This window comes from Variovorax sp. TLI9-5A, from assembly GCF_056867935.1.
In genome coordinates, this window is record NZ_CP200310.1 from 1,946,963 (window position 1) to 1,970,888 (window position 23,926).

Consider the following 23,926-nt stretch of genomic DNA (forward strand, 5'->3'; position numbering starts at 1 on the left):
CCATGAAGATCCAGAGCGCCCTGCCGCTTCCGCTGCGCATCGCCGGCCCCTTGCTGATCGCCGTGTTGCTGGGCTTCGTGCTGCTGCCGGTGGTGGTGGTCACCATCGCCGCGTTCAACGAGAAGGCCATCCTGAGTTTCCCGCCCGAGTCGTATTCGCTCCAATGGTTCGCGCGGGTGTTCAGCTACCCCGACTTCCAGCATGGCTTCAAGGCCAGCCTGGTCGTCACCGGCTGGTCGTCGTTCCTGGCGCTGGTGATCGGCACCTGCCTGGCCATCGCAGCGAAGCGGATGGAGTTCAAGGGCAAGCAGACCCTGCTGGCCATCCTGCATTCGCCGCTGGTGGTGCCGCACTTCACGCTGGGGCTGGGGCTGCTGATCCTGGTTTCGCAGGCCTCGGTGCAGCGCGGCTGGGGCATTGCCATCCTGTGCCATGTGATGCTGGTGCTGCCCTTCGTGATGCGCAGCGTCTACGTGTCGATGGAGAACCTGGACGAGCGCCTGGAGCAGGCCGCGGCCAGCCTGGGCGCATCGCCGCTCAAGGTGCTGCTGACCGTGACGGTGCCGCTGCTGGCGCCGGGTCTTTTCGGCGGCTGGCTGTTCGCGGCCATCATGTCCTTCAGCGAGTTCACCGCATCGCTGTTCGTGACCACGCAGGACACGCAGACGCTGCCCGTGGCCATGTACAACTACGTGCGCGAGTTCGCCGACCCGACGCTGGCGGCGCTGTCGGTGGTCTACATCGCAGTCACGGCCACCGTGCTGGCCCTGGCCAACTACTTCCTCGGCCTGGGCAAGATCCTGAACATCGAAGAGTGACGGAGGTCCGTGCGCACGCGGCCGGGCGCCGTCGAGTGCAGTCCAGGCCGCGGCGTTGACTGGGCCTGCGAACAGGGCCACCATGGCGCAGCGCCGCCAATGCCCGATACGGCGGCGCGCCTTTCGAGGCCGTGCGGCTCGCACCTGAGCTGTGGGGGTAACTCGAACAGGGCACCCAAGGGCGTTCGAGGGCAGTGTCCAGCCCCGGCTTTCAAGGAGCCACTCCATGACCGAAAGCGACAAGCTCTTCGCAGGCTCGATCCCCAAGCTCTACGACACGCTCATGGTCCCGTTGATCTTCGAGGCCTATGCTGCGGACACGGCCGAGCTGGTCGCCGGGTTCGCCCCCGGCGCGGTGCTCGAAACAGCCGCCGGCAGCGGCGTGGTCACGCGGGCGCTGGCGCCCAGGCTACGCGCTGGCACTCGCTACGTGGTGACCGACCTCAACCAGCCCATGCTCGACTACGCCGCCACCCGCCAGGGCAGCAGCAGCGGCATCAACATCGAATGGCAGCAGGCCGACGCGCTCAAGCTGCCGTTCGAAGACGCCTCGTTCGATGTCGTCTTCTGCCAGTTCGGCGCGATGTTCTTCCCCGACCGCACCGCCGGCTATGCCGAGGCGCGCCGCGTGCTGAGGCCGGGCGGGCGCTTCGTGTTCACCGTGTGGGACCGCATCGAGGACAACGCCTTCGCCGACGAGGTGACCAGCGCCGTCGCCGAGATCTTTCCGCAAGACCCTCCGCGCTTCCTGGCCCGCACGCCGCACGGCTATCACGACGTGGCGCTGATCCGCAGTGACCTGGGCCGCGCGGGCTTCACCAGCATCGAGATCGAGACGCGCGAGAGGACGAGCCACTCACCCTCGGCGCGCGACGTTGCCACCGCCTATTGCCAGGGAACGCCGCTGCGCAATGAGATCGAGGCGCGCGATGCCCATGCGCTTCAGGCGGCAACGGACAGGGCGGCGCAAGTCATCGCCGGCCGCCATGGCGAAGGCCCGGTGGCCGGCAAGATCCAGGCGCATGTGATCGTGGCGGCGGGGTAGCGAGGCAGGGCGGAAGGCGAGGGCGCTGTCTTCAGCGCGGAGCCCGCCGATCAACCCATCAATGCGTCGTGACGACGATGGGCGCGCCCTTGGTGATGATCATCGTGTGCTCGTACTGCGCGGACAGGTTGCCGTTCACGCCCGCAAGCGTCCAGCCGTCGGAAGCCTCGGTGACGATGCGGCTCTTGGTCGACAGGAAGGGCTCGATGGTGATGACCATGCCTTCGTGCAGCGTGCGCGTGTCCGAAGGGTCGAAGTAGCCGGGAATGTGCTCGGGTTCCTCGTGCAGCGCACGGCCGACGCCGTGGCTCGCGAGGTTCTCGATGATCTTGAAGCCGTAGGCCTTTGCCGTGCGCTCGATGGCGGCGCCGATACGGTTGATCGGCTGCCCGGCCCTGGCGGTTTTCATCGCTTCGGCCAGCGCAGTGCGGGTGGCGTGGCACAGGCGCGTTTTCTGCGGATTGGTGGGCGGCACCACGGTGGTTCCGCCGGTGTCGGCGAAGTAGCCGCCGAGCTCGGCCGACACGTCGACGTTGAGCACGTCGCCAGCGCGAATGATGCGGTCACCGGGAATGCCGTGCGCGGCCTCTTCGTTGATGCTGATGCAGGTCGAGCCCGGAAAGTTGTACGTGAGCTTCGGCGCCGACCGCGCACCGTGCTCCTCCAGCAGCCGCTGGCCGATCAGGTCGAGCTCGCGCGTGGTCATGCCGGGCTCCGCTGCACCGAGCATCCGCTGCAGCGTCAGCGAAACGATGCGGCCGATGCGCTTGAGTGCTACGACGTCGTCTTGTGTTTCGATGGTCATGTCTGTCGGGTCCTTGTGAAAGATGGGCGCGGGCTGATGATGGATGGCCCGCCGGGCAGGGGCCCGTCGATGCGATGGAGCGGGGCGGCCGGAGTGCATTGTTATATGCCGCATCGAATTTCCGGGCATCTTCGCCAGTCATTCGAATATTCTTGCTGTGGCGTACTCGCTCCCATCCACCCCCGTTCAGGTGCCTTCCCAAATGCCCGACCATCCCCACAGCCCCGCCGCCGAACGCAACAAGCAGCCCATCCTCGATGCACTGAGCGGCATCCTCGGCGAGCAGGGCGCCATGCTGGAGATCGCATCCGGCACGGGCCAGCATGCCGTCTGGTTCGCCACGGCGTTGAGTGGATGGACATGGCAGCCTACTGATGCCGATGCGCGCGCGTTGCCTGGGATTGCCGCTCGAATCGAGCAGGCTGCGTTGCCCAACCTTCGCGCGCCGCTTCTGCTCGACGTGACGGCATCCCGATGGCCATCGCAGGGTTTCGCCTTCGCTGAAGGAAAGGAGAGGTTCGATGCGATCTACTGCGCCAACATGATCCACATTGCGCCCTGGGCCGCATGCATCGGCCTGATGCAAGGGGCCGCGCGGCATCTGCGTCCTGGTGGGGTGCTGGTCACGTATGGGCCCTACTTCGAGGATGGAGTGGCGACGGCGCCGAGCAATCTGGCGTTCGATGAGGACTTGCGTGGGCGAAATCCTGCGTGGGGGATACGGCGTATCGAGGACGTGGCTGCGGAAGCGCAGCGGGTGGGGCTTGTGTTGCGGGAGAGGTATGTGATGCCTGCGAACAATCTGCTGCTGGTGTTCGGCTCCTAAGATCGACCCGAGGCTCGAATGAACAGCGAGCTTGCCCCCACATTTCTTTCACGCCCATGCCCCTACCACGTTATCGCAAACTGAACGTGCAACAGCAAAACGCTGTGGTCGAAGATTTGATCCGCCGGGAAGCGATGCACTGGCGAGAGAACCCTCTCCCTGAAGCGCTCAAGCTAAGTGGTCTTGAGCGAGGGGTTCAATGGGAGAGATCCATCATCATTGATCTCTGCATCGATTTCCCCGGGATGCCGAGACTGTCCGGCCTGCTGCTCACGCAGGACGAGAGATTCGTGGATTTCGAGATCGAAACCGACTCGGCGCACAGGGTTGTCGAATCGGTGGAAGCCTGGGAGGACGTGACTGCGACCCAAAACACCAATGAACGCAACCGCGGAATCGGCGCGGGTAGTGGCGCAATCGCAATCAAGGTGCTGCGGGGATTGAACACCTGATATTCCACTCAAGGGACCGAAGATGACGCGCCTTGAAGGCCAAAACTTTGCCGAGCTCAAAGCCCCGACGGACGCGCAAATTCGACGGCGCGTGCTCGCACTCCAGAGCGCGGGAAGACATTCATACGCGTCGCTGACGAGAGAAGACGGAAGCTACGTTCAAGTTGCGGGCGGCAGATCAACCTGCATGGTCGAAAGGTTTGACTCCGCAACCGGAAAGCGGGAGAGGGCATTTCACGACAAGCCGCACCCATTCTTCCCGGAAGGAACCCAACTCGTGTTTGCTGCAGGCACGCTGACGCTCAAGTCCGACGAGTGGTTCTTGGCCGATGCGGTCGTGGAAATATTTCTGTGCTTCAAGGATGGTCGCCAGTATCCAGATGCTGTGTCATGGCGGCCTGCGCCGGGCTTCTGAAGTGCGGTGCTTGCCTGCGTTCGGTTCGGTCGGCGAGCGTCATCGTTAGCCACAATTTCGCTCCTGGACACGTGCATCGATCACGATGTTTCACTTTTGAAACGCATCGGTGCCCCGCCGCTTCGGGCGAGCGCGATTACATTCAAGCCCGGTGCGCATTTGCGCCACCGTTTTTTTCCACCGTTTGATCCAAGCAAGAAAGAACATTCGTTTTGAACAAGACCGACCTCATCGCCGCCATCGCCACGGACACCAACCTCAGCAAGGCCGATGCCGCTCGCGCGCTCGACTCCGCCATCGACAACCTGTCGCGTGCCCTGGCAAAGGGCGACACGGTGCAACTGATCGGCTTCGGCACTTTCGCCGTGGCCAGCCGCCCCGAACGTGAAGGGCGCAACCCCTCGACGGGCGAGAAGATGACCATCAAGGCCAGCAAGGCTCCCAAGTTCACCGCCGGCAAGGCGCTGAAGGACGCGGTCAACGCGCCCGCGGCCGAGTAAGCCTTCCGTCTTCTTTCCCTCTTCCCCTCCGTGGCGCCCGCGCAGCAGTGCGGGCCGCGGAGGGCCGGCATCTTCAGGAAACCGCGGCATTCCGCGCTAGAGTTTGTGCACGTTCACAAGCCCAGCCCTCCGACATGCACGACCACGCGCCTGCTGTGCCGACAACGCCGACCTCTTCTTCTTTTTCCCCGCATTGCAGCGCTGGCTGCTGCGTCTTCTCTCTTCCATCGGGTTCTGTCTTCTGATCGTGGGCTGCGCTGGCCCATCGGGGCCACGGCAGGGTGGCACGACAGGGCCCGCCGTCAGCAGCTCGCTGACGCCCGAGCAATCGAACAGCATCGCAATCCACGCGCTGGGCCTCGTCGGCACGCCGTACCGCTATGGCGGCAACACGCCCGACGGCGGCTTCGACTGCAGTGGCCTCATCGGCTACGTGTATCTCAACAGCGTGGGCGAATCGCCCCCCAGGACGGTGGCGCGCATGACGGGCTTCGGCAGCCCGGTGCCGGTGTCGGAGCTTCGCACTGGCGACCTCGTGCTCTTCGGCTCGTCCACGCCCTCGCATGCGGGTATCTATGTGGGTGGCGGCCGCTTCGTGCATGCGCCCTCGACGGGCGGCGTGGTGCGGCTCGATCGGCTCGATGGTGTGTACTGGTCGCGCCAGACGGTGCAGGCGCGCAGGCCCTAGCTCGATTTGCTTCTGCTGCTCTTCTTCGCAGGTTCGGCGCGTGAGCCTGCCGCGCTCGACGGTGCGGCCGCAGCAGCGCCACCACCAGCGTTCAGCTGATCGACCCACGACAGCGCATCGACATACGCCATGAACCGGTTCAGGTACTCCGGCGACAGGTTGTGCATCAGCGTGAGCGAACGGTGCACGAGGTGGTGCGAGTTGAGCGGGCCCGCGTTCTCGGGCACCTTCGACAGCGATTGCGTCAGGCGCCGGTCGGCGCTGAGCCTGGACCAGGTGCTCTGGAAGTAGCGGATCGATTTGAGTTCGGGCGCGGGAGGCGCAGCAGAGGCCTTGGTGGCGCCTCCGGCCTTTGTTGCTGCTGCTGCCGGTGCAGCCGGAGCATTGCCGAGCATCGGCGCATGGCGCGCGATGTGCTCGGCGAGTTCCGCGAGCGGACTTGGCCCTGCAGCGGTTTCCTGCTCCACCGTGCTTGTGGGCTGCGCCTTCGCACGATCCTCGTCGTACGCCGCAAGAAGCGTCGCTACCTTGTCGTCAAGCATGCGCCGCGCCTCCCCGCCATGCGCGGTGGCACGCTTTGCCATCGCTTCGATGAAGCGGAAGCGCACGGGGTCGAAGCGCTGCTCGCCGCGCGAAAGTGCGGCAGCGACCATCGCGCCGATGTCGCGTGCGGCTTCGCTGCCTTCGGCTTCAGTCACGGGGCTTCGCGGTCGCGCTGCTGGAGGGGCGCGGCGTGGGCGCCATTTCCACGCGCCGGTTCTTCGACCGGCCGTCGGCATCGGCATTCGACGCGACGGGCTGCTCGGAGCCGAACGCAGCCGCGAAGATCGACGACGACGGGACGCCGGATTCGATCAGAGCGCGCGTCACGGTCAGCGCGCGCTGCGCCGAGAGTTCCCAGTTGTCGGCGAACTGGCGCGCGTTGTCGCGCATCTGCCGGTCGTCGGTGAAGCCGCTCACCATCAGGATCTCGTCGCGCGACTTGAGGTAGCTGGTCAGCGGTGCGGCAAGGCTCTTCAGCAGTTGCCGGCCTTCGGGCTGCAGCTCGGCGGAGTTGAAGGCGAAGAGCACGTTGCCGCTGATGCCGATGCGGCCGTTGGTCAGCGTCACTCGGCCGGCCGCGAGCGGCGCGGCCAGGGCCTGTTCGAGCGTCTGCAGGCGCTTGGCTTCGGCCTGCCGTTGCTTCACTTCGGTTTCCAGCTTCGACGCGAGTTCGAGCTGCATGCCGATCGCGCACACGAGGATCAGCACGAAGGCGCCGAGCAGGCCGGCCATGAGGTCGCCGAACACGGCCCACACGGGCACGCCCGGTTCGTCGAAGCCGGCCTCGATGTCGTCGCGGATCATGCTTCGCTGTCCGCGGGCGCCTGCTGCGGCAGCTGACGCTGCCGCTCGGCGATCTGCTGCATGTCTTCGACGATCTGCTTCTGCGACATGATGCTCAGGTCGATCACCTCGCGCGCCTGCGCGACGTAGTAGGCCAGCTGCTCGTCGCTGCGCGCGATGGATTTGCCCAGCGCGCCTTCGATGCGCTGCAGGTGGCCCGCGAGCTTGTCGTTCGACTGGCTGAAGAGCTGCACCGCAAGGCTGAAGGCCTCGCCGAGGCTGGCCACTTCGACGGCGCTGCCGGTGATCTGCGCGGCGACCGAGGCCATCTTTTCGGACTCGGCATCGGCCCGCTCGGTGAAGCGGTTGCCCACGCGCTCCAGCATCTCGGCCGACGCCGACACCAGCGTGTCGATGGCGGTGCGCTGTTCGGTGGAAGCGTGGTTCACCGCGTCGAGGAGGGTGGAGAGCGTTTCGAGGATGCGGCTGCGCTCCTCCAGCATCGTGTTGTCACGCGCCATGCCGTCGGCGAGCTTCTGGCGCAGCTCGGTGATCACTTCGGCTGCGGCGCGTGGTGCTTCCGCCGCTGCCTGCAGCAGCTGGGCGATTTCGGCAACGGTGCTCTTCGCGTGCGCCTCGGTCTGCGCTGACATTTCGCGCGCGGTCTGCGCCATGGTGTCGAGCAGCTGCTTCTGCTGGCCGGCGCTGTGCTCGCCGGCCTGCTGCCATTCCTGGCGCAGCGATGCGGCCATGTCGGTGAGCGACTGCGTCCATGCCGAGAGGCGTTGTTCGTCGCGCGAGGTCATCTGCGACACGATCTCGGCCGCGGCGCGCGGTGCTTCCGACGCGGCCTGCAGCAGTTTCGCGATCTCGGCGATGGTGTTCTTCGCGTGCGCTTCGTGCTGGGTCGACATGTCGCGCGCGGTCTGCGCCATGGTGTCGAGCAGCTGCTTCTGCTGGCTGGTGTTGTGCTCGCCGGTCTGCTGCCATTCCTGGCGCAGCGAGGTTGCCATGTCGGTGAGCGACTGCGTCCAGGCCGAGAGGCGTTGTTCGTCGCGCGAAGTCATCTGCGACACGATCTCTGCTGCGGCGCGCGGCGCTTCCGAGGCGGCCTGCAGCAGCTTCTCGATCTCGGCGATGGTGTTTGTAGCGTGCGCTTCGGTCTGGGCCAGCATTTCGCGCGCGGTCTGCGCCATGGTGTCGAGCAGCTGTTGCTGCTGGCTCGCGTTGTGCGTGCCGGCCTGCTGCCATTCCTGCTGCAGCGATGCGGCCATGGCGGTGAGCGATTGCGTCCAGGCCGAGAGGCGCTGTTCGTCGCGCGATGCCAGCTCGGTCTGCAACTTCGCGTGCGATTGGTCGACGGAGTGGAGCAGCGATGCGGAGTGCTGCTCGAAGGCTGCCGCAGCGGTCGACAGGGCCTGATGCGCATCGCCGGAGAGCTTCTCGCTCACGCGCTGGTGCTGCGCGAGTGCGCTGCTCCAGCTCTCCGACACGTTGCCGACGGCGCTTTCGAGGCGGGTGGAGATGCTGTCTACCAGCGCGGCGGAGCGCTGCTCGAAGGTCTGCGCGAACTGGTCGTGCGAGCCGCGCATGTCGCCGGCCAGCGTTTCGCTGGTGCGCTGATGCTCCGCGAGCGCGCTCTTCCATGTGTCGGCCACGCGGGTGGTGGTGGCCTCGAAGCGGCCGGAAAGGCCGTCGAGCTGCTGCTGGACCGTCTTCGAAATGGTGTCGTGCAGTGCGACGGTTTCGCGTGCGATGCCGGCCATGGTGGCTTCGACCACGGGCTGGATCGCCGCGCCGGCGACGCGCGCGCTCTCGGTCAGGCTGTGCTTCAGCGACTGGTCGACGGAAGCGGCGAGGTTGCCGTAGACGGTTTCGGCCTTGCTGTGGAAGCTGTCCTGGCTGGCGACGAGGCGCTCGTTCAGCGCCTGGCTCTGCCGTTCCATCGTGAGCATCATGGCCTGCAGCTGGCCGACCAGCTCGGGCATGGCGTGGGCCTGCTGCTGAAGCAGCTTGAAGGATTCGTCGCGCTGGTGCATTTGCGAGAAAACGCGCAGCACGGTGGCGATCTTCGTGTCGAGCAGTTGCGCGGCCTGAAGCCTCTCGCGGCGGCTCAGGGCAGAGGCCAGGCCCAGCATGGCCGATGCGGCCACGCCGGCCACCGAGGTGCCGAAGGCCAGTCCGAGGCCCTTGACGGGGGCCGAGAGCGAATCGCGGATGGTCTGCAGGTCGGTCGAGCTTTCGAGCGCGATGCCTGTGCCCCTGAGGGTGACCACCATGCCGACGAAGGTGCCCAGCATGCCCAGCAGCACCAGGAAGCCGGCGAGGTAGGGCGTCAGCGCCGGGCCGGGCAGGCCCACGCGCTCGCCCTCGATGCGCAGGCGCACGGCGTTGCGCAGCGAAGGATGAAGGCGGTCGAGCCATGCGCCGAGGTTCTCCGGCGGGGCGGACAGGTCGGACACGGCCTGGGTCAGCGTGGCGGTCGCCTGCTGGAAGCGGTGCAGTTCCAGCGCGCCCATGATGTAGAAGGCGCCGACGATCATGGTGACGGCCAGCGCCAGCGCGTTGGTGCCGATATATCCGGCGCCCACCCAGCCGACGACGGCCAGGCCGGCGACAAAGACAGCGTATTGAAGGAATCGGGTCATGGGGTCCTGGTGGCCTGGGTGCGAAGGGCATCGAGCAGCCCTTCGACCGGTTGAAATCGAAAATCAAGTTCGGCGAGCAGCACGTCCTGCGCGTCCTTGCGGAACACGTCCAGCCATGCGTCGGGGGGCGGGGCGGCGGTGTCCGGCGTTTGCGCCTCTGCTTCCTCTTCAGTCGACGGCGCTTCGCCCGCCTTGCGCAGTCGCTCGAAATGCCGCTCCAGCAGCCCCGGCACGGCCGACAGCAGGCTGTGCTCGCGTGCTTCCAGCACCTGCGCCATCACCACGTCGACCGAGGCCAGCCGCGCCATGGCAGGCGACCTGGCCGCCATGGCCGAGCGCAGCCTGCTGCGCAGCGAGCCAACGCCGGCTTCCATGGCCTGCTGCCGGGCGAGGTAGCGGCGGCGGTAGGGGGCGAAGTCCGAAGTTGCGTCCTTGCCGGCGCCGAAGGTGTTGTCTTCGACGATGGCGCTGGCCAGCGCGCTTTTCACGCGGTTGCATTCGCTTTCCTCGGTGTTGCGGGGAGCGCGAATGCTGGTTTGTGCCGTTGCGGGCGCGCCGTCGAGCGCGGCTGAAAGGGAGATCGCGTCGGTCCAGCCGAACCACTGGCTCAGCCGGTCGGCGGTGGGGTTTGCGGGTTCGCGGACATCGGCCTCGGCCAGTCGGGAAAGCAAGCGAATGAGCGCCGAGCCGTTGAAACCTGAGCGCTTGAAAACTTGCCCCATAACCTCCTGGATCCGCCTGAACGCGCCTCTTCGAAAAACCCGGCAGTCTACAACAGCGCCCTCTGCCCGGGCCCCTCCGGGCGGCGGCTCAGGACGCCGGCTGTGTAACGAAATGCCAGTTTTTCAGCGCCGTTTTCATTGCCGGCTTCATTGAGGCATGCGCGGCGCATTCGGCGACCGGACGTGCTCCGGCCGCACGCCCAGCCCCACGGCCCGTGCCGGCAGCCGGCGCAAGAGCGGCCAGCGCGCGAGCAGCCGCAGCGGCCAGGGCAGGTGTGCCGGCCTGGCCGGCGGCTTGCTGTCGAGCACGGACATGAGCACGCGGTCCTGTATCAGCCGCTGCACGGCCTGCGTGACGCGCACGGGCCACTCCCGGCGGCGCTGCAATTCGGGCAGCAGACTGTCGATCTGCTTGTCGGTCGCGTCGCCAGCCAGCGCGGGAGCCAGCAGGTTGGCGGCGGCCACCGCGTCCTGCACTGCGAGGTTGATGCCGACGCCGCCCACCGGCGACATTGCATGCGCGGCATCGCCGATGCACAGCAGGCCGCGGCACGACCAGCTCTCGAGCCGGTCGACCGTCACTTCGAGGAGCTTCACCGAATCCCAGTCGGGCAGCGCCGAAGGCAGCCTGTCGGCGAGGAAGGGCGCGATGCGGCCGATTTCCTCGTGGAACGCGGCCATGCCCCGCGCCTGCAGCGCATCGTGGCCGCCCTTGGGTATGACGAAGGCGCATTGCCAGTAGTCGCCACGGTTCAGCGTCACCAGGAAGTGCCCGCCCGCGATGTGGCCCGCGGTGGCGGCGGGGTCGCTGGTCAGCCTCGGAACGGCCATCCACAGCACGTCGATGGGCGCGCCGTAGCTGATGTGCGGCAGCGCCGCCGCATCGCGCAGCGCGGAATGCCGGCCGTCGGCGGCCACCACCAGCGAGGCGTGCAGTTCTACGTCGCGCGGCCGGCCTGCGCGGAGGTCGCGCCGCACCTTCACGCCGTTGACGCGGCCTTTTTCCTGCAGCAGGCCGGTGGCCTCGGCGTCGGTCCACAGCTCGAAGCCCGGGTAGCGCCGGGCCTCGTCGTACATGAAGTCCAGGAACTCCCACTGCGGCATCAGCACGAGGAACCGGCTGTGCGCGGGCAGATGGGTGAAGTCGGCCACCGGCACGCTGCGCCCCTCGAAGGTGGCGCGCAGCTCGTCGATGCGGTCGTGCGGACGCTTCAGGAATGCGTCGAGCAGGCCCAGCTCGTGCAGGATTTCGAGCGTGGACGGGTGCACGGTGTCGCCGCGAAAGTCGCGCAGGAAGTCGAGGTGCTTCTCCAGCACGACCACCGGCACGCCGGCCCGGGCCAGCAGCAGGCCCAGAACCATGCCGGCGGGGCCGCCACCCGCGATGCAGCAGCGTGGCGTCGAGGATGCGGGCGCTTCGGCGGTTGGCGTGTCCATGGCTCCGATCGATCCGGTCGCGCCGCGGACGACGTGGCCTGTGTTGCGCGGCGCCGCCCGGTGTGCCGGGCTCGGGGCTACTCGAACGTGACGCGCTGGGCGATGAGCACGCCGTCGACCACGCGGTCTCCGACGACTGTCACGCGCTTGCCGTTGCCCAGGTTCGTGGCGGTGCCGTTGACGAACATGGTAGCGGAGCCGCCGGCATTCACGTGCTGGCCGCGAACGATGAAGTCGGAAACCGACTGGTAGCCGGCGACGGGGCCGATCACCGTGAATGAGGCCGGCCCGCCCGTGCCGGGCACGTAGCGGATGCGCAGTTTCTTCGCCACGAGCACCTGCCCGGAGAGGAAGCCGTCGACCTCGACCTTGACGCCGTTGCCGATGGAGCCGGCCTGGCCGCCGGTGATCTGCGCGTTGCGCGCGTCGACCTTGTTGCCGAGCACGCGGAAGTCGCCGAGCGAGACGAAGTCGGTGGCGACACCCGCGAGCTGCAGCGCGATGCCGTCGGCGGTCGGGATGGCGTACCAGCCCTTCACCGTGGTGGCGGTGAAGCGGCCGGCCACCGGCGCCACGGTGCCGCGCACGCGGACGATGGCGCCTTCGGCCAGGCTGGCGGTGTCGAGGCCGGGGCCGAAGTCGACGGTGAGCAGGCCGAGCGTGAATTGCCGGCCGGCAAGGTCGAGGTTCTGGACGGTCCCGGTCGCCAGCGGCTCGGCGGAGGCGGGCGCGACGTGCACGCGCGTGGCTCGCAGCGTGCCCGGCGAGGCGGGCAGGCCCCAGACCTGGATCACCGCGCCGTCGCGCAGGTCGGCCGGGCCGTTGGCATCGCCCCAGACGGTGGCGGTGTCGGTGGTCACGCGGCTGCCCATGACGGTGAAGCTGCCGTCCGCGAGGTTGATGGCGGAGACGGCGCCGCGCAGCTCGGCGGCCGAGACGACCTGCGTGGCGACGCCGCTGGTGAAGTTGGCATCGACCTTGCCGGCGACGCGTGCGCTCATGCCGATCTGCAGCTCGCTCGTGTCTTCGAGGCTGAAGGTGGCGCTGTCGGTGTTGTAGCGCAGGCCGTTGAGGATGATGCTGCCCAGGCCGTCGGCGGCGCCGATTCCGGCCGCGTCCGCGCTCACGCCGGTGCCGCCGGAACCCACGCCGGAGCCGTCGCCGTTGGTGTTGCCCGCGGTGCTGGTGCCGTCGCCGCCGGTGCCCGCATTGCCGGTGGAGCCCCCGGAGCCGCTGGTGTCGCCGCCACCGCCGCCGCCCGTTTCCGTGGTGGTGCCGGAGCCGGATGCACCGGCGGCGCCCAGGCCGGACGCACTGCCTCCACCGCCACCGCCGCCTCCGCAGGAAAGGAGCATGGCCATGCCGCCCGCGAGCAGCAGGCCGCGAAGAAAGCGCTGCGCGAGCCGGAAGGAGCGCGGGAGTGTGAGGATCGTGTTCATCGTGAGGGCGGCCCGCTCTTCTTCGGCGCGGCTTCGTCGTCTTCGTAATAGGTATAGATGCCGACGCGGATGCGGGCCTTGCTGTCGGCGGGCGCGCGATCGACGGCCTCGGTCATCTCGCGGGCCAGTTCGTGGTGCAGGCCGGCCCAGCGCTCGCGCGCAAGAAGCTGGATCTTCTCGCAGTCTTCCAGCGTGAGGCCGCGCGCGTACACCGAGCGCTCCAGCATGCGCGGCGTTTCGCCCAGGGTGTTGGAGACGGCGGCCAGCAGGTGGTCGCGGCCGTTGTCGCCCAGGAAGGCGAGCATCGACTGGAGGTCTTCGACCGGCACGAAGCCGTCTGCCATGAGTTCGGCCGTGCCGTTGTCCTCGGCGACCATGTTCAGGCGCACCAGCTCATCCAGGATGGTGCGATGGTGGATGTTGCCGCGGCTGGCCAGCCGGGCCACGCGCTCGAAGGAGGGCTCCTCGTCCTCGGTGGTGACCGGAATGCGGCGCAGGTCCTCGTTCTCGACCGTCATCTGCAGCCAGAGCGTGAAGGTCTTGGCGGCCGCCGAGAGCTCGGTGTGGGGCAGTGGATCGACGGTGGCGCGGACCTTGGCGGTGACGGCCTTGCGGTTCAGGCCGGTGGTGACCGAGATCTGGCTGAGGTTGGGCCGCTTCACGCCCTGCTGGCGCCAGGAGCGCTGCGCCTCCTCGATGAGCAGGTCGCGCAGCAGCTCTTCCAGGTGCGGATGCTTGACGCCCATGGCGAGCGCCAGCCGGACCACCGGACGGAGGATGCGAGCGCAGGCGGCGAGGGCCCAATCCAGCCGGTGTTCCATGAATGCGGTCGTTGCTCCTGGTTCTTTACATGCGAGACAAGAGGAAGAAGGGGGGCCGGGCCGCCGCCCGGGCCCCTTCGCAGCGGGCTATTGTCGTTCGTCCGCGAAGGGGGCTTTTCCGGTGCGTGTGGATGGCGGCTAGGTCGCGGTGCAGGTTCCGTCGTTCGACCTCGTGACGTTGGTGCGCCCGGTGGCGCTGATGCTCACGGCGCGCGACTGGTTGGCGCTGGGGGTGGCGCGGCAGATGGTGATCCGGCTCTGGTTCGCGCCCATGCCGGTGGCCTGGAACACGATGGCGCTCGCGCCGCCCGCTTCGCGCAGCAGGTAGCCCGTGGCCGCGGCGCTTTCCGCGCGCAGCACCTGCGTGCCGCTCAGCACGATCCAGCCGGCCTCCCATTGGCCGTTGGTGCTGCAGCTGCTGCCGTTGGCCGAGGCGCAGAGGGTGACCGGCGCGTTGCGCTTGATGGCTTCGCTGCGTGCGAGCTGGCTGCCAGCGACCAGCGAGGTGGAGTAGTTGCTCAGGCGCATGGAAAGCCGGATGCCGTCGAACGAAGGCACGGCGATGGCGACGAGCACCACCAGCACGGCCACCGTGACCATCAGCTCCACCAGCGTGAAGCCGCGCGCGCGGGCGGTGCGGGGGCGGTAGCGCATGTTGCCGGTGCTCCAGGGGCTCACTTCTGGATGAACCAGTAGACCCGGCCCTTGGGCTGCTTGAACGCGGCCTTGGGCGTGGTGCCCTTGGGGCTGAGGAAGGAGTCGGGGTTGGCGCCGATCACCACGTCGCGCATGCTGCCGTCGTCGAGCTGAACCCGGCCCACCACGGGCGAGGGCGCGAGGCCGCCGCCCACCACGTTCTGGAAGCGGCCGCCCGGTCCCTGGGGCGCGGCGTTGACGTACGAGACGTTGTAGACGCGCGCGGTGCCGAGGTCGGCACGGCACGACTGCGTGTTCGGGTTGCTGGGCGTGTGGGTGTTGAAGGTGGTGACGCCGTAGGCGGTGACCGAGCTGGTCACCACCTGCTCGCCGGCGGCGAGGGCGAGGTACCAGCCCTTCCTGGTGGCGAGGTCGGAGGAGGTCGGCGTGGAGGTGTCGGTGATGGGCAGCAGCGAGGCCTGGCACAGCAGCCCGTTGCCGGTGCCGCAGCGGCTGGTTTCGCTGCTCAGCCAGGTGCTGTCGGTGGGCTTGTCGACCAGCATGTAGAAGCGGTTGGCCACGCCGAGCGCGACGTTGTAGTAACGCAGCGGCTTCTCGCGGTCGCCGGAGCCCAGCAGGATCACGAAGGCGCCGTTGTCTTCCACCACGTCGGGGGCGAACATGAACTTGCGGTTGGGCGTGCAGGTGGTGACGGTGTCGCAGCCGAGCGAGGCGATCTGCGTCATGGTCCAGCCCGAGGGCGCGCCGCTGTCGACGGCAATGCGGTACACGTTGCCGCCCAGGTCCGCCGCATAGGCGATGCGGGCGATGCCCAGGGAATCGGTGACGACGGTGACTTCGCCGGCCACCGGCCGCGCGGTGGCGAACATCTGCAGGCGCGCGCCGGTGTCGGCGTCGAGCACGTAGATGCCGCTGCCCTTCGCGCCGGTGCCGCAGGCCTGGGCTGCGCTGTTGGTGTCGACGTCCTCGCACTTGTCGTAGCCGCCGCCGAAGATGAGCAGGGGGCTGTTGCCGCCGCCATAGCCGCTGGCGCGCATCACCTTGGGAGCCGACCAGGTCTGGCCGATGCCCTCGAAGCCGGTGTCGCAGCCGGTGTCGTCGCCCTGGTTGGGGCAGCCCTTGCGCCACTTCAGCGTGGGCGAGGCGGCGGAAGATACGTCGAAGGAATAGATCAGCCGGCCGCCGCGGCGCATGCTCGCGTAGAGCCAGGCGGTGCTGCCCTGGCGATAGGCCGAGACGGGACCGTCCATGCCGTAGGGCTTGGGCGCCACCGCGCCCGAGGTGACGGGCAGCAGGGGGAAGCTGATGCGCGTGCTGTTGTCGTACAGCCGCTTGATGCTGCCGTAGAACTCCGGCGGCATGAAGGACCAGAGTTCGTCGCCGGCGGCGGCCGAGCCGATGGCCGTGGTGCGGTTGCCGTTGACGGCGCGCAGCACGCCATCGTTGCCGCCGTAGAACACCACCACCTGTGGTATGGCGTCGGTGCCGTAGTTGATGGCCACGGGCCGCGAGTGCACCACGTCGCCGTGCACCGAAGGGCGCATCGAGGTGGAGGTAACGGGGTTGCCCTGCGCGTCGGGCCGCTCGTCGCCCTTGTCGTCGAGGCCGCGCGCCCAGTTGATGATCGCGGTGCGGTCGGTGTCGGCGGTGACGCCCAGCGCGGCCTTGGTGATGGCGGCGTTGCCGTCGGCGAAGGCGGTGAGCGCCGTGCAGCTGCCCGGCGTGCAGGTCTTCATGTTCCGGTTGGCGACGACCGTGCGCCGCAGCATGTAGCCCTGTGCGCCTTTTTCCACCACGTTGCCGTCGGGGCTGTCTGCGACCTGTTTGACGGTTTTTCCATTGACGATGCAGTCGCCGGCGGGGCGGAAACTCCAGTATGTGTCCGTGTCGCTTTGCGGCGGCGTCCAGTAGCTGCGCGCACAGGGAGATATGAAGCCGGTCTGATTATTCACTGCGTTGGCGCCGTCTGCGTCCTGCAGGAGCAACTGGTTGCTGCTGTCCACCCCCAACTTGTATTGCTTGAGGTTGCCGTTCCAGCGCGGGAAGGCATCCTGGTCGGGGCGGAACATGCCCACGAACACCTGGTTCAGGTAGGTGCCCTGGGTGTTCACGCTGACCGGCAGGCTCACCGAGGAGAACACGCTGTTGACCGACTGGATCTTGCTGAAGATGTCGTCCAGCGCCGCGCCGAGCGCGCTGCCCAGGTCGGGATTGGACGAGATGTCGTAGTACTCGCCCTTGCTCTGGGTGGCCATGCTCTTGAGCAGCGCGCTCCAGCCCGGGCCCTGGCCGCCGGTGGCCTTGGCCGCCTCGATGGTGTAGACCTTCACGCCCATGCTGGTCTGCAGGAAGCGCGACCACTCGTCGGCCGTGTTGTCCTGCGAGCCGCTGGGGCTCAGGGCGATCTGCGTCGTGTCGCCGCCCGCGGCGCGCAGCGCGGCGTTGGAGGTCTGGCTGTCGCTGGTGTTGTCCTGCGCCGCGCCGTTGCTGATGTAGATGACGTAGGTGCCGGTGCAGTTCTCGGTGCTGGGGCCGACGTAGGTGGTGGCGGAAAAGCCGCTGAGCGCGTTGCGCGGCAGCGCGTAGATGGCCTTGGAGGCCGCCGTGCCGCTCACGTTGCCGCTGTAGTCGGCCTTGATCTTGCCGTTGCCGGCGATGGGCGTGCCGCTGGCCAGGTAGCGATAGACCTCGGCCATGGTCTTGCCGGCCTTGCCGCCGTTGGACTTGTCGCCGATCTTGTCGAGGCTGCGGATGAGCGCGCCGTACTTGACCTTGGTGCCGTCGTCCAGCGTGCGCACCGCGGCGCGCACGTAGCCGCCGTCGGCGTTGGAGTTGCCCTGGCCGGTCTCGGTGAACATCATCAGGCCGACCTTGAACTTGTTGGACTTCAGGCTTTCGAAGGCCGAGGCGAGCGCGGCGATCTCGGCGGTGAAGGGCTGGTTCCAGTTGGCCGTGTTGTCCAGCACGAACAACACGTTCGGCGCCTGCGCCGCGCTGGGGTTGTAGCCCACGAAGAGGTCGATGTCCTCGGCGTGGGCCGGGCCCGCCGGCAGCGCCGCGAGCGCGGCGACCGTCCACAGCGAAGCGAGAAGTTTCCGGATCATGGTGCGGCCCTGTTCGTATTCGTCGTCGGGTTGTCGTGAAGTGGCATGCCTAGGAGGCGCAGAAGGCATCGAACTGCGCCTTGTTGAGCAGGGCGCGCACGCCCTGGCGCACGGAGGCGGAGGAGCTGCCGGGGTTGCGGACGTCGGTGACCGTGGTGCTGATGTCCCAGACTGAGTTGTATTGGTCGGGCAGCGTCGCGAGCCCGGAGCCGCTGCTCGATGCACCGCCCGTGACGCCGCCCGGGCCGGTGCTGCCGCCGCTACCGGTGTCGAGTGCCTTGGTGGCGCGCACGCAAACGGGGGGAGCGACGTCCACCCTGTAGTCGGTGACGCCGTCGTTGTCGATGTCGACCATGCTCACGGTCCGCTGCGGCGGCGCGAGCGTGGGGCTGCCGTCGCTGCCGGGCACGAGCAGGCTGGAGGCGACTTCCTCGATCGCGCGGTTGGCGGCTGCCACCGCTTCGTTGCGCGTCTGCAGGTTGCCCACGACCCTGAGGTTGGCGTTGCTCAGGTTGAAGGCGGCGGTGACCACGAGCGTGATCAGCAGCAGCATGATCATCCCGATGAGCAGGGCGGCACCGCGCTGGCCGGTGCCGCCTGTGCCGCCTGTGCCGCCGCCGTTGCATGGCCTGCGTGTCTTCATGGCGTTTCCCTTCGGCCGGTGACGTTGGTCAGGCGCACGGAGGTGGAGAACGCGTGCCGCTTGTAGTGGTCGTTGAACGGGCCCAGGGTGGCTCCGCCCAGCTGGTAGGTGCGGGTGTCGGTGTGGCCGGGCGACGCCTCGACGCTGCGCGCCAGCACGTGCAGCCTGACGGCCACCACGTTGACGAGCTGGTCGGCGGTGCAGGCGGGGCTCGTGGTGCAGTGCACGAAGTTGCCATCAGGGCTGCCGTCGCCGCGATTGGCCGGCGTGGACTTGTTCGCCGGGTCGGCCCAGGCGATGGCCGTGGTGTAGTCGACGGCGGCGCCGGTCTTGCTCAGCGTGTCCAGGCCGAGTTCGACGCGGAAGCCCTCGACGCCTTCTATCAGCGGCGTGGGCGGCTGCTGCGCCAGCGTGCCGCCCACGAGGTCGAAGCGCGAGCGTGCCAGCGTGGGAACGCCGTCGCCCACGGTGTCGGCGTAGTCGCGCACGTAGTAGATGTCCGCCACGAGCTTGCGCTTGGGCGAGGGGGTGGTGCAGTCCTTGCTGAACATGTTGCCGAAGCCGGCGGTCGTCAGGTCGAAGGACGAGGGCTTCTGCGTGCCGCACAGCGACGACTGGAAATACATCGCGCCGCTCGTGTCGGCCTCGCAGTTGGGCGTGCCGGGCAGGCAGGTCTCGGCGTGGCGCACCACGACGATGTCGGTGCCGGCCTTCTTGTTCTTCAGCAGGTCGGCGCAGCTGGCGGGGACGCTGTCGTAGGTCTGCACCGGCAGGTCGAGCAGCTGGCGCTTGTAGTCGTCGGTCCAGTTCGCGGCGGAGTAGGGCAGGCAGGGGTCGGGCAGCGCGCCGGTGGGCACGTGCGTGGGGGCGCCGGTGACGGTGAGGTCGTCGAACTCGGGCATGTAGTTCTCCCAGAAGCCGGCGTGGGAGAGCTCGTTCTCGAGCACGAAGACGCTGAGGCGGCCGCTTTCGATCTGGCGGTTGACCCGCTCCAGCTCGCGCTGGGAGTTGCTCACGTTGAGGAAGAGCGCGAGCAGCGCGGCCACCACGATGAGCATGATGGTGATGGCCACCATCAGCTCGATCAGCGTCAGGCCGCGTTGGGCGTGCTGGACGTGCCGCAGGGCGCGCGGGCGGCTCATGAGAGCGATCCGATGCGTACCAGCGTGGTCACGGCGCGGCGGCACTTGTCGTCGGTGCACGTGGTGCCGGCGTCGTACTGGCCCTTGCCGCAGGCCACGCCGGCCGGCGGCGCCGAGATCGGCCCCAGCCCCTGCCAGGCGACGGTGACCAGGTACTCGTTGTTGCCCATGTCTTCCACGCAGCCGCGCCCGCCGATCACGGTGCCCAGCTTGCTGCTGCCCGAGACTTCGGCGGCGCCCTGCAGCGCGTCGCACCACTCCTTGGCGTCCACCTGCTGCCGCGTGCCGGTGGCGGTGGGGCAGGCGGCGTCGGCGCCCAGCGGCGCGCTGGTGACGTAGCTCGCCGCCGTGCGGCGGTTGATCGCGATACGGCTGGCCATGTCGTTCAGCAGGATCAGCGCCTGCGAACGCTGGTACGACTCCATTTCGGAAGCCTGCATGCGGGCCTGGAGGCCCACGAGGCCGAACAGGCCGAAAGCCACGACGACCAGCGTGACCAGCACCTCGATCAGCGTGGTGCCGCGCTGGCGGCGGATGAGGGGGCTTTTCACCATTTGCCGGACGGCGACTTCACGCCTTCGCTGGTGAGGGTGAGATTGCCGTCGCCCTGTTGTGCGCCGGTCGGGGTGAAGGTGAGCGTGTAGCCCGGGATGCCGGTGGTGGACAGGGTGATGTCGTAGCCGTAGCTGCCCGAAACCTCGGCGGGCAGGCTGTAGCCGCTGGCGGTCAGCGCCGCCTTGTCGGCGTAGTTGCGGTTGGCGATGAGGTACTGCTGCTGCCGGTTGGCGATGTCCATCATCTGCGCCTGGGCCGCCGAGCGCTTGGACCGGACGATGTACTGCTGGTAGCTGGGCAGCGCGATCGAAGCAAGGATGGCCACGATCGCGACCGTGATCATGAGCTCGATCAATGTGAAGCCGCTGCTGCGTCTGCGTGCCTGCGAATGCTGGTTCATCGTGGCTCGGAAGGAATGTTTCACATTGTTAATTATGTGAATTTATCACATTTAGAAGAAATGCAAGCCTTCGCGGAAACCTCGTTGCCGGGGTGCCACGTACTGAAATCTGGGGTTTTCCATTACGCAAAGCCACGCGCTTGCCCCGCGCGGTCCGACGGATGCGCCCGCGCCCCGGCCCGGCAAAACTCCCGGGTTCAATCTGAGGAGACATCCGCATGCACAGCATCCGCCGCCATCTGGTGTGGCTGGTCGTGGCCGTGGTCGGCGCATTCGCGCTCGCCACCGTGGCCCTGACCCGCGGCGAAAGCGTCAACGCCCTCTGGGTGGTGGCCGCCGCGATCTGCACCTACCTGATCGCCTACCGCTACTACAGCCTCTTCATCGCCGACAAGGTGCTGGGCCTGGACGGCAACCGCAAGACGCCGGCGCACCGCCACAACGACGGCCTGGACTACGTGCCGACCGACAAGAACGTGCTGTTCGGCCACCACTTCGCGGCCATCGCGGGCGCGGGCCCGCTGGTGGGACCGGTGCTGGCGGCGCAGATGGGCTACCTGCCCGGGCTGCTGTGGATCCTGGCCGGCGTGGTGTTCGCCGGCGCGGTGCAGGACTTCATCGTGCTGTTCATCTCCACGCGGCGCGACGGCCGCTCGCTGGGCGACCTCGTCAAGCAGGAGATGGGGCCGGTGCCCGGCATGATCGCGCTGTTCGGCACCTTCATGATCATGATCATCATCCTGGCGGTGCTGGCGCTGATCGTGGTGAAGGCTCTGGCCGAATCGCCCTGGGGCACCTTCACGGTGGCCGCGACGATTCCGGTGGCGCTCTTCATGGGCGTGTACCTGCGCTACATCCGCCCGGGGCGCATCGGCGAGGTCTCGCTGATCGGCTTCGTGCTGCTGATGCTCGCCATCTTCGGCGGCCAGGCCGTGAGCCAGAGCGCCGAATGGGCGCCGCTCTTCACCTTCGACGGCAAGGCGCTCACCTGGATGCTGGTGGGCTACGGCTTCGTCGCCGCCAGCCTGCCGGTGTGGCTGCTGCTCGCGCCGCGCGACTACCTCTCCACCTTCCTGAAGATCGGCACCATCATCGCGCTGGCCATCGGCATCGTGTTCGTGATGCCGACGCTGCAGATGCCCGCCATCACGCAGTTCGCGCAGGGCAACGGCCCGGTGTGGTCGGGCAGCCTGTTCCCGTTCCTGTTCATCACCATCGCCTGCGGTGCCGTCTCGGGCTTCCACGCGCTCATCTCCTCGGGCACCACGCCCAAGATGCTCGACAACGAACGCCATGCGCGCTTCATCGGCTACGGCGGCATGCTGGCCGAGTCCTTCGTCGCGGTGATGGCGCTGGTCGCGGCCTCGTGCATCGAGCCCGGCATCTACTTTGCGATGAACAGCCCCGGCGCGCTGGTCGGCACCACCGCGCAGCAAGTGGCGGCCACGGTGTCGGGCTGGGGCTTCGTGATCACGCCCGAGATGCTGGTGCAGACCGCCAGGGACGTGGGCGAGACCACCATCCTCGGCCGTACCGGCGGCGCGCCGACGCTGGCCGTGGGCATGGCGCACATCCTTCACCAGGCGATCGGCGGGCAGGCCATGATGGCCTTCTGGTACCACTTCGCGATCCTGTTCGAGGCGCTCTTCATCCTCACGGCGGTCGACGCCGGCACCCGCGCCGGCCGCTTCATGCTGCAGGACCTGCTGGGCAGCTTCGTGCCCGCGCTCAAGCGCACCGACTCGCTGCCGGCCAACCTCGTCGCCACCGCGCTGTGCGTCGCGGCCTGGGGCTACTTCCTGTACCAGGGCGTGGTCGATCCGCTGGGCGGCATCAACACGCTGTGGCCGCTGTTCGGCATCTCCAACCAGATGCTCGCCGCGGTGGCGCTGATGCTGGGCGTGGTCGTGCTCTTCCGCATGAAGCGCGAGCGCTACGCCTGGGTAGCCATTGCGCCCGCCGCGTGGCTGCTGGCCTGCACGCTCACGGCGGGCTGGCAGAAGATCTTCTCGGCCGACCCGAAGATCGGTTTCCTCTCGCACGCGGCCAAGTACACCGAAGGCATCGCCAACGGCGTGCTGGTGGCGCCGGCCAAGACGCCCGAGGCCATGTCGCGCATCGTCTTCAACGACCGCCTCGACGCCGCGCTGTGCGCGCTCTTCATCTTCGTGGTGCTGAGCGTGCTGGTGTACAGCATCAAGGCCTGCATCGCGGCGCGCGCGGCCAACCGCCCGACCACGCAGGAAACCCCGTTCGAACCCGCGGGCGCCGCCGCGACGGCTGCCCACTGACACCATGGCCCTCGCATTGCCGGAAGCCGGGCGCTACTTCGCGCGCTCGCTCAAGCAGTCGCTGCGGCTCATGGTCGGGCTGCCCGACTACGACGCCTACCTCACCCACATGGCGGCCACCCACCCCGACCGGCCGCCCATGAGCTACGAGGCCTTCTTCCGCGAGCGGCTGGAGGCGCGCTACGGGGCGGGCAAGGGGCGCTGCTGCTGAGCGTGGCGCGGGATTGCGTTACAGCTCTTTCCGATCGAAGCCCCGTCCCGCGGGATGGACGGGCCCGTTCCCCGGGCCTAGAGTCCCTTCCATGTCCGCAGCCTGGTGGCTGGCATGGAGGGTGATATGTCGCAGGATCCCTTTGCAGAGTTCAAGAATCGGCAGCGCGAGATGTGGTCGACCTTCGCGCCGACCGCCATGTTCACGACACCGGTGGCGGGGCATCTCGTCGGCTTCGCGCAGATCGCCGAGGGCGAGGCGGTGCTGGACGTGGGCACCGGCACCGGCGTGGTGGCCGTCACGGCGGCGCGCCGCGGCGCACGCGTCACGGGACTCGACCTGACGCCCGAACTGATCGAGGCCGCGCGCGAGAACGCCGGCATCTCCGGGCACGGCGACATCGCCTGGACCGAAGGCGACGCCGAAAACCTGCCTTACGCCGATGCTTCCTTCGACGTGGTGCTCAGCCAGTTCGGCCACATGTTCGCGCCGCGCCCCGAAGTCGCCGTGGCCGAGATGCGCCGCGTGCTGAAGCCCGGCGGGCGAATCGCCTTCGCCACCTGGCCGCCCGAGCATTTCGTGGGCCGCATGTTCGCCTTCATCGGTCGCAATTCGCCGCCGCCTCCGGCCGGCGCGTCGCCGCCACCGCAATGGGGCAACCCGGCCATCGTCACGGAGCGCCTGGGCCAGCACTTCGACGCGCCGTTCTTCGGCCGCGGCACCATGCACTTTCCGGCCCTGAGCATCGGCCACTTCCGCCTGTTCCTGGAGCGCTCGGTCGGCCCTATGCGCAAGCTGGTCGAAGGCCTTGCCGACGATCCGCGGAAGCTGGCGGCGCTGCGGGCCGAGTTCGACGCCCTCGCCGAGCCGTACTACGTCGACAACGTGGTGCACCAGAGCTACCTGCTGACGCGGGCCCGCGCGCGCTGAGCGCCGCCGGGGCGGCCCGGAGCCGGCCCAAGCGCCGGCCTGGAACGCCGT

At 68.1% G+C, this 23,926-nt stretch carries 24 protein-coding genes; 10 read left to right on the forward strand and 14 right to left on the reverse strand.

Annotated elements, in window-relative coordinates; translation table 11 throughout:
• The first annotated feature begins 2 nt into the window (after window positions 1–2).
• Window positions 3–818, forward strand: coding sequence for an ABC transporter permease (locus AC1VNX_RS09520; protein WP_126023400.1), 816 nt, complete (start codon window positions 3–5; stop codon window positions 816–818).
• Between the two features lie 226 nt (window positions 819–1,044).
• Window positions 1,045–1,863 carry a class I SAM-dependent methyltransferase gene (locus AC1VNX_RS09525; protein WP_483156476.1) on the forward strand — a complete coding sequence of 273 codons (819 nt, stop codon included), beginning with the start codon at window positions 1,045–1,047 and terminating at the stop codon, window positions 1,861–1,863.
• A 58-nt stretch (window positions 1,864–1,921) separates the two neighbouring features.
• Here the strand turns inward: AC1VNX_RS09525 and map are convergent, their stop codons facing one another.
• Window positions 1,922–2,668: a type I methionyl aminopeptidase gene (gene map, locus AC1VNX_RS09530; RefSeq protein ID WP_483156477.1), complete on the reverse strand. Its 747-nt coding sequence runs from the start codon at window positions 2,666–2,668 to the stop codon at window positions 1,922–1,924.
• 202 nt (window positions 2,669–2,870) lie between these two features.
• Here map and AC1VNX_RS09535 point away from each other — a divergent pair, with 202 nt between their 5' ends.
• From AC1VNX_RS09535 to AC1VNX_RS09555, 5 genes are all read left to right on the forward strand, one after another.
• Window positions 2,871–3,494 carry a DUF938 domain-containing protein gene (locus AC1VNX_RS09535; protein ID WP_483156478.1) on the forward strand — a complete coding sequence of 208 codons (624 nt, stop codon included), beginning with the start codon at window positions 2,871–2,873 and terminating at the stop codon, window positions 3,492–3,494.
• An 86-nt stretch (window positions 3,495–3,580) separates the two neighbouring features.
• On the forward strand, window positions 3,581–3,946 hold the full coding sequence (locus AC1VNX_RS09540; protein WP_483156479.1) for a hypothetical protein: 366 nt from the start codon (window positions 3,581–3,583) through the stop codon (window positions 3,944–3,946).
• Between the two features lie 22 nt (window positions 3,947–3,968).
• Entirely contained in the window at window positions 3,969–4,361 is a 393-nt protein-coding gene (locus AC1VNX_RS09545; protein WP_483156480.1) for a hypothetical protein, read from the forward strand.
• Between the two features lie 212 nt (window positions 4,362–4,573).
• Window positions 4,574–4,861 carry an HU family DNA-binding protein gene (locus tag AC1VNX_RS09550; RefSeq protein WP_125946996.1) on the forward strand — a complete coding sequence of 96 codons (288 nt, stop codon included), beginning with the start codon at window positions 4,574–4,576 and terminating at the stop codon, window positions 4,859–4,861.
• A gap of 193 nt (window positions 4,862–5,054) precedes the next feature.
• Window positions 5,055–5,549 carry a C40 family peptidase gene (locus AC1VNX_RS09555; RefSeq protein WP_483156481.1) on the forward strand — a complete coding sequence of 165 codons (495 nt, stop codon included), beginning with the start codon at window positions 5,055–5,057 and terminating at the stop codon, window positions 5,547–5,549.
• Here AC1VNX_RS09555 and AC1VNX_RS09560 read toward each other — a convergent pair.
• The 13 genes from AC1VNX_RS09560 to AC1VNX_RS09620 all read right to left on the reverse strand — a co-directional run bounded on the left by AC1VNX_RS09560 (window position 5,546) and on the right by AC1VNX_RS09620 (window position 20,467).
• Window positions 5,546–6,247 carry a DUF2894 domain-containing protein gene (locus tag AC1VNX_RS09560; RefSeq protein WP_483156482.1) on the reverse strand — a complete coding sequence of 234 codons (702 nt, stop codon included), beginning with the start codon at window positions 6,245–6,247 and terminating at the stop codon, window positions 5,546–5,548. The two genes, AC1VNX_RS09555 and AC1VNX_RS09560, sit on opposite strands and share 4 nt — an antisense overlap.
• Entirely contained in the window at window positions 6,240–6,896 is a 657-nt protein-coding gene (locus AC1VNX_RS09565; protein WP_483156483.1) for an OmpA family protein, read from the reverse strand. Before AC1VNX_RS09565 ends, AC1VNX_RS09560 begins: the two co-directional genes overlap by 8 nt.
• Entirely contained in the window at window positions 6,893–9,523 is a 2,631-nt protein-coding gene (locus AC1VNX_RS09570; RefSeq protein ID WP_483156484.1) for a DUF802 domain-containing protein, read from the reverse strand. Before AC1VNX_RS09570 ends, AC1VNX_RS09565 begins: the two co-directional genes overlap by 4 nt.
• Complete coding sequence (locus tag AC1VNX_RS09575; protein ID WP_483156485.1) at window positions 9,520–10,245, reverse strand: DUF3348 domain-containing protein; 726 nt, start codon at window positions 10,243–10,245, stop codon at window positions 9,520–9,522. The genes AC1VNX_RS09570 and AC1VNX_RS09575 overlap by 4 nt, the downstream gene beginning before the upstream one ends.
• A 147-nt stretch (window positions 10,246–10,392) precedes the next feature.
• Entirely contained in the window at window positions 10,393–11,682 is a 1,290-nt protein-coding gene (locus AC1VNX_RS09580; RefSeq protein ID WP_483156486.1) for an FAD-dependent oxidoreductase, read from the reverse strand.
• A gap of 77 nt (window positions 11,683–11,759) precedes the next feature.
• The gene (locus AC1VNX_RS09585; RefSeq protein ID WP_483156487.1) at window positions 11,760–13,121 is read right to left on the reverse strand and encodes a DUF5666 domain-containing protein; all 1,362 of its coding nucleotides are present in this window, start codon (window positions 13,119–13,121) and stop codon (window positions 11,760–11,762) included.
• A complete protein-coding gene (locus tag AC1VNX_RS09590) occupies window positions 13,118–13,942 on the reverse strand; it encodes a DUF6502 family protein (protein WP_483156488.1) in 825 nt (274 codons plus the stop codon). Before AC1VNX_RS09590 ends, AC1VNX_RS09585 begins: the two co-directional genes overlap by 4 nt.
• A gap of 138 nt (window positions 13,943–14,080) precedes the next feature.
• Window positions 14,081–14,596: a GspH/FimT family pseudopilin gene (locus AC1VNX_RS09595; RefSeq protein WP_483156489.1), complete on the reverse strand. Its 516-nt coding sequence runs from the start codon at window positions 14,594–14,596 to the stop codon at window positions 14,081–14,083.
• Between the two features lie 20 nt (window positions 14,597–14,616).
• Window positions 14,617–17,703, reverse strand: coding sequence for a pilus assembly protein (locus AC1VNX_RS09600; RefSeq protein WP_483156490.1), 3,087 nt, complete (start codon window positions 17,701–17,703; stop codon window positions 14,617–14,619).
• 49 nt (window positions 17,704–17,752) lie between these two features.
• Window positions 17,753–18,346: a hypothetical protein gene (locus tag AC1VNX_RS09605; protein ID WP_483156491.1), complete on the reverse strand. Its 594-nt coding sequence runs from the start codon at window positions 18,344–18,346 to the stop codon at window positions 17,753–17,755.
• Complete coding sequence (locus AC1VNX_RS09610) at window positions 18,343–19,488, reverse strand: PilW family protein (protein WP_483156492.1); 1,146 nt, start codon at window positions 19,486–19,488, stop codon at window positions 18,343–18,345. Before AC1VNX_RS09610 ends, AC1VNX_RS09605 begins: the two co-directional genes overlap by 4 nt.
• The gene (locus tag AC1VNX_RS09615; RefSeq protein ID WP_483156493.1) at window positions 19,485–20,042 is read right to left on the reverse strand and encodes a prepilin-type N-terminal cleavage/methylation domain-containing protein; all 558 of its coding nucleotides are present in this window, start codon (window positions 20,040–20,042) and stop codon (window positions 19,485–19,487) included. The genes AC1VNX_RS09610 and AC1VNX_RS09615 overlap by 4 nt, the downstream gene beginning before the upstream one ends.
• Window positions 20,036–20,467, reverse strand: coding sequence for a type IV pilin protein (locus AC1VNX_RS09620; protein ID WP_483156494.1), 432 nt, complete (start codon window positions 20,465–20,467; stop codon window positions 20,036–20,038). The genes AC1VNX_RS09615 and AC1VNX_RS09620 overlap by 7 nt, the downstream gene beginning before the upstream one ends.
• Window positions 20,468–20,661: 194 nt before the next feature.
• Between AC1VNX_RS09620 and AC1VNX_RS09625 the strand changes: the two genes are divergently transcribed.
• The 3 genes from AC1VNX_RS09625 to AC1VNX_RS09635 all read left to right on the forward strand — a co-directional run bounded on the left by AC1VNX_RS09625 (window position 20,662) and on the right by AC1VNX_RS09635 (window position 23,875).
• Window positions 20,662–22,734, forward strand: coding sequence for a carbon starvation CstA family protein (locus tag AC1VNX_RS09625; RefSeq protein WP_483156495.1), 2,073 nt, complete (start codon window positions 20,662–20,664; stop codon window positions 22,732–22,734).
• A 4-nt stretch (window positions 22,735–22,738) separates the two neighbouring features.
• A complete protein-coding gene (locus tag AC1VNX_RS09630) occupies window positions 22,739–22,945 on the forward strand; it encodes a YbdD/YjiX family protein (RefSeq protein WP_013542989.1) in 207 nt (68 codons plus the stop codon).
• 126 nt (window positions 22,946–23,071) lie between these two features.
• A complete protein-coding gene (locus AC1VNX_RS09635) occupies window positions 23,072–23,875 on the forward strand; it encodes a class I SAM-dependent methyltransferase (protein WP_483156496.1) in 804 nt (267 codons plus the stop codon).
• Window positions 23,876–23,926: the final 51 nt, after the last annotated feature.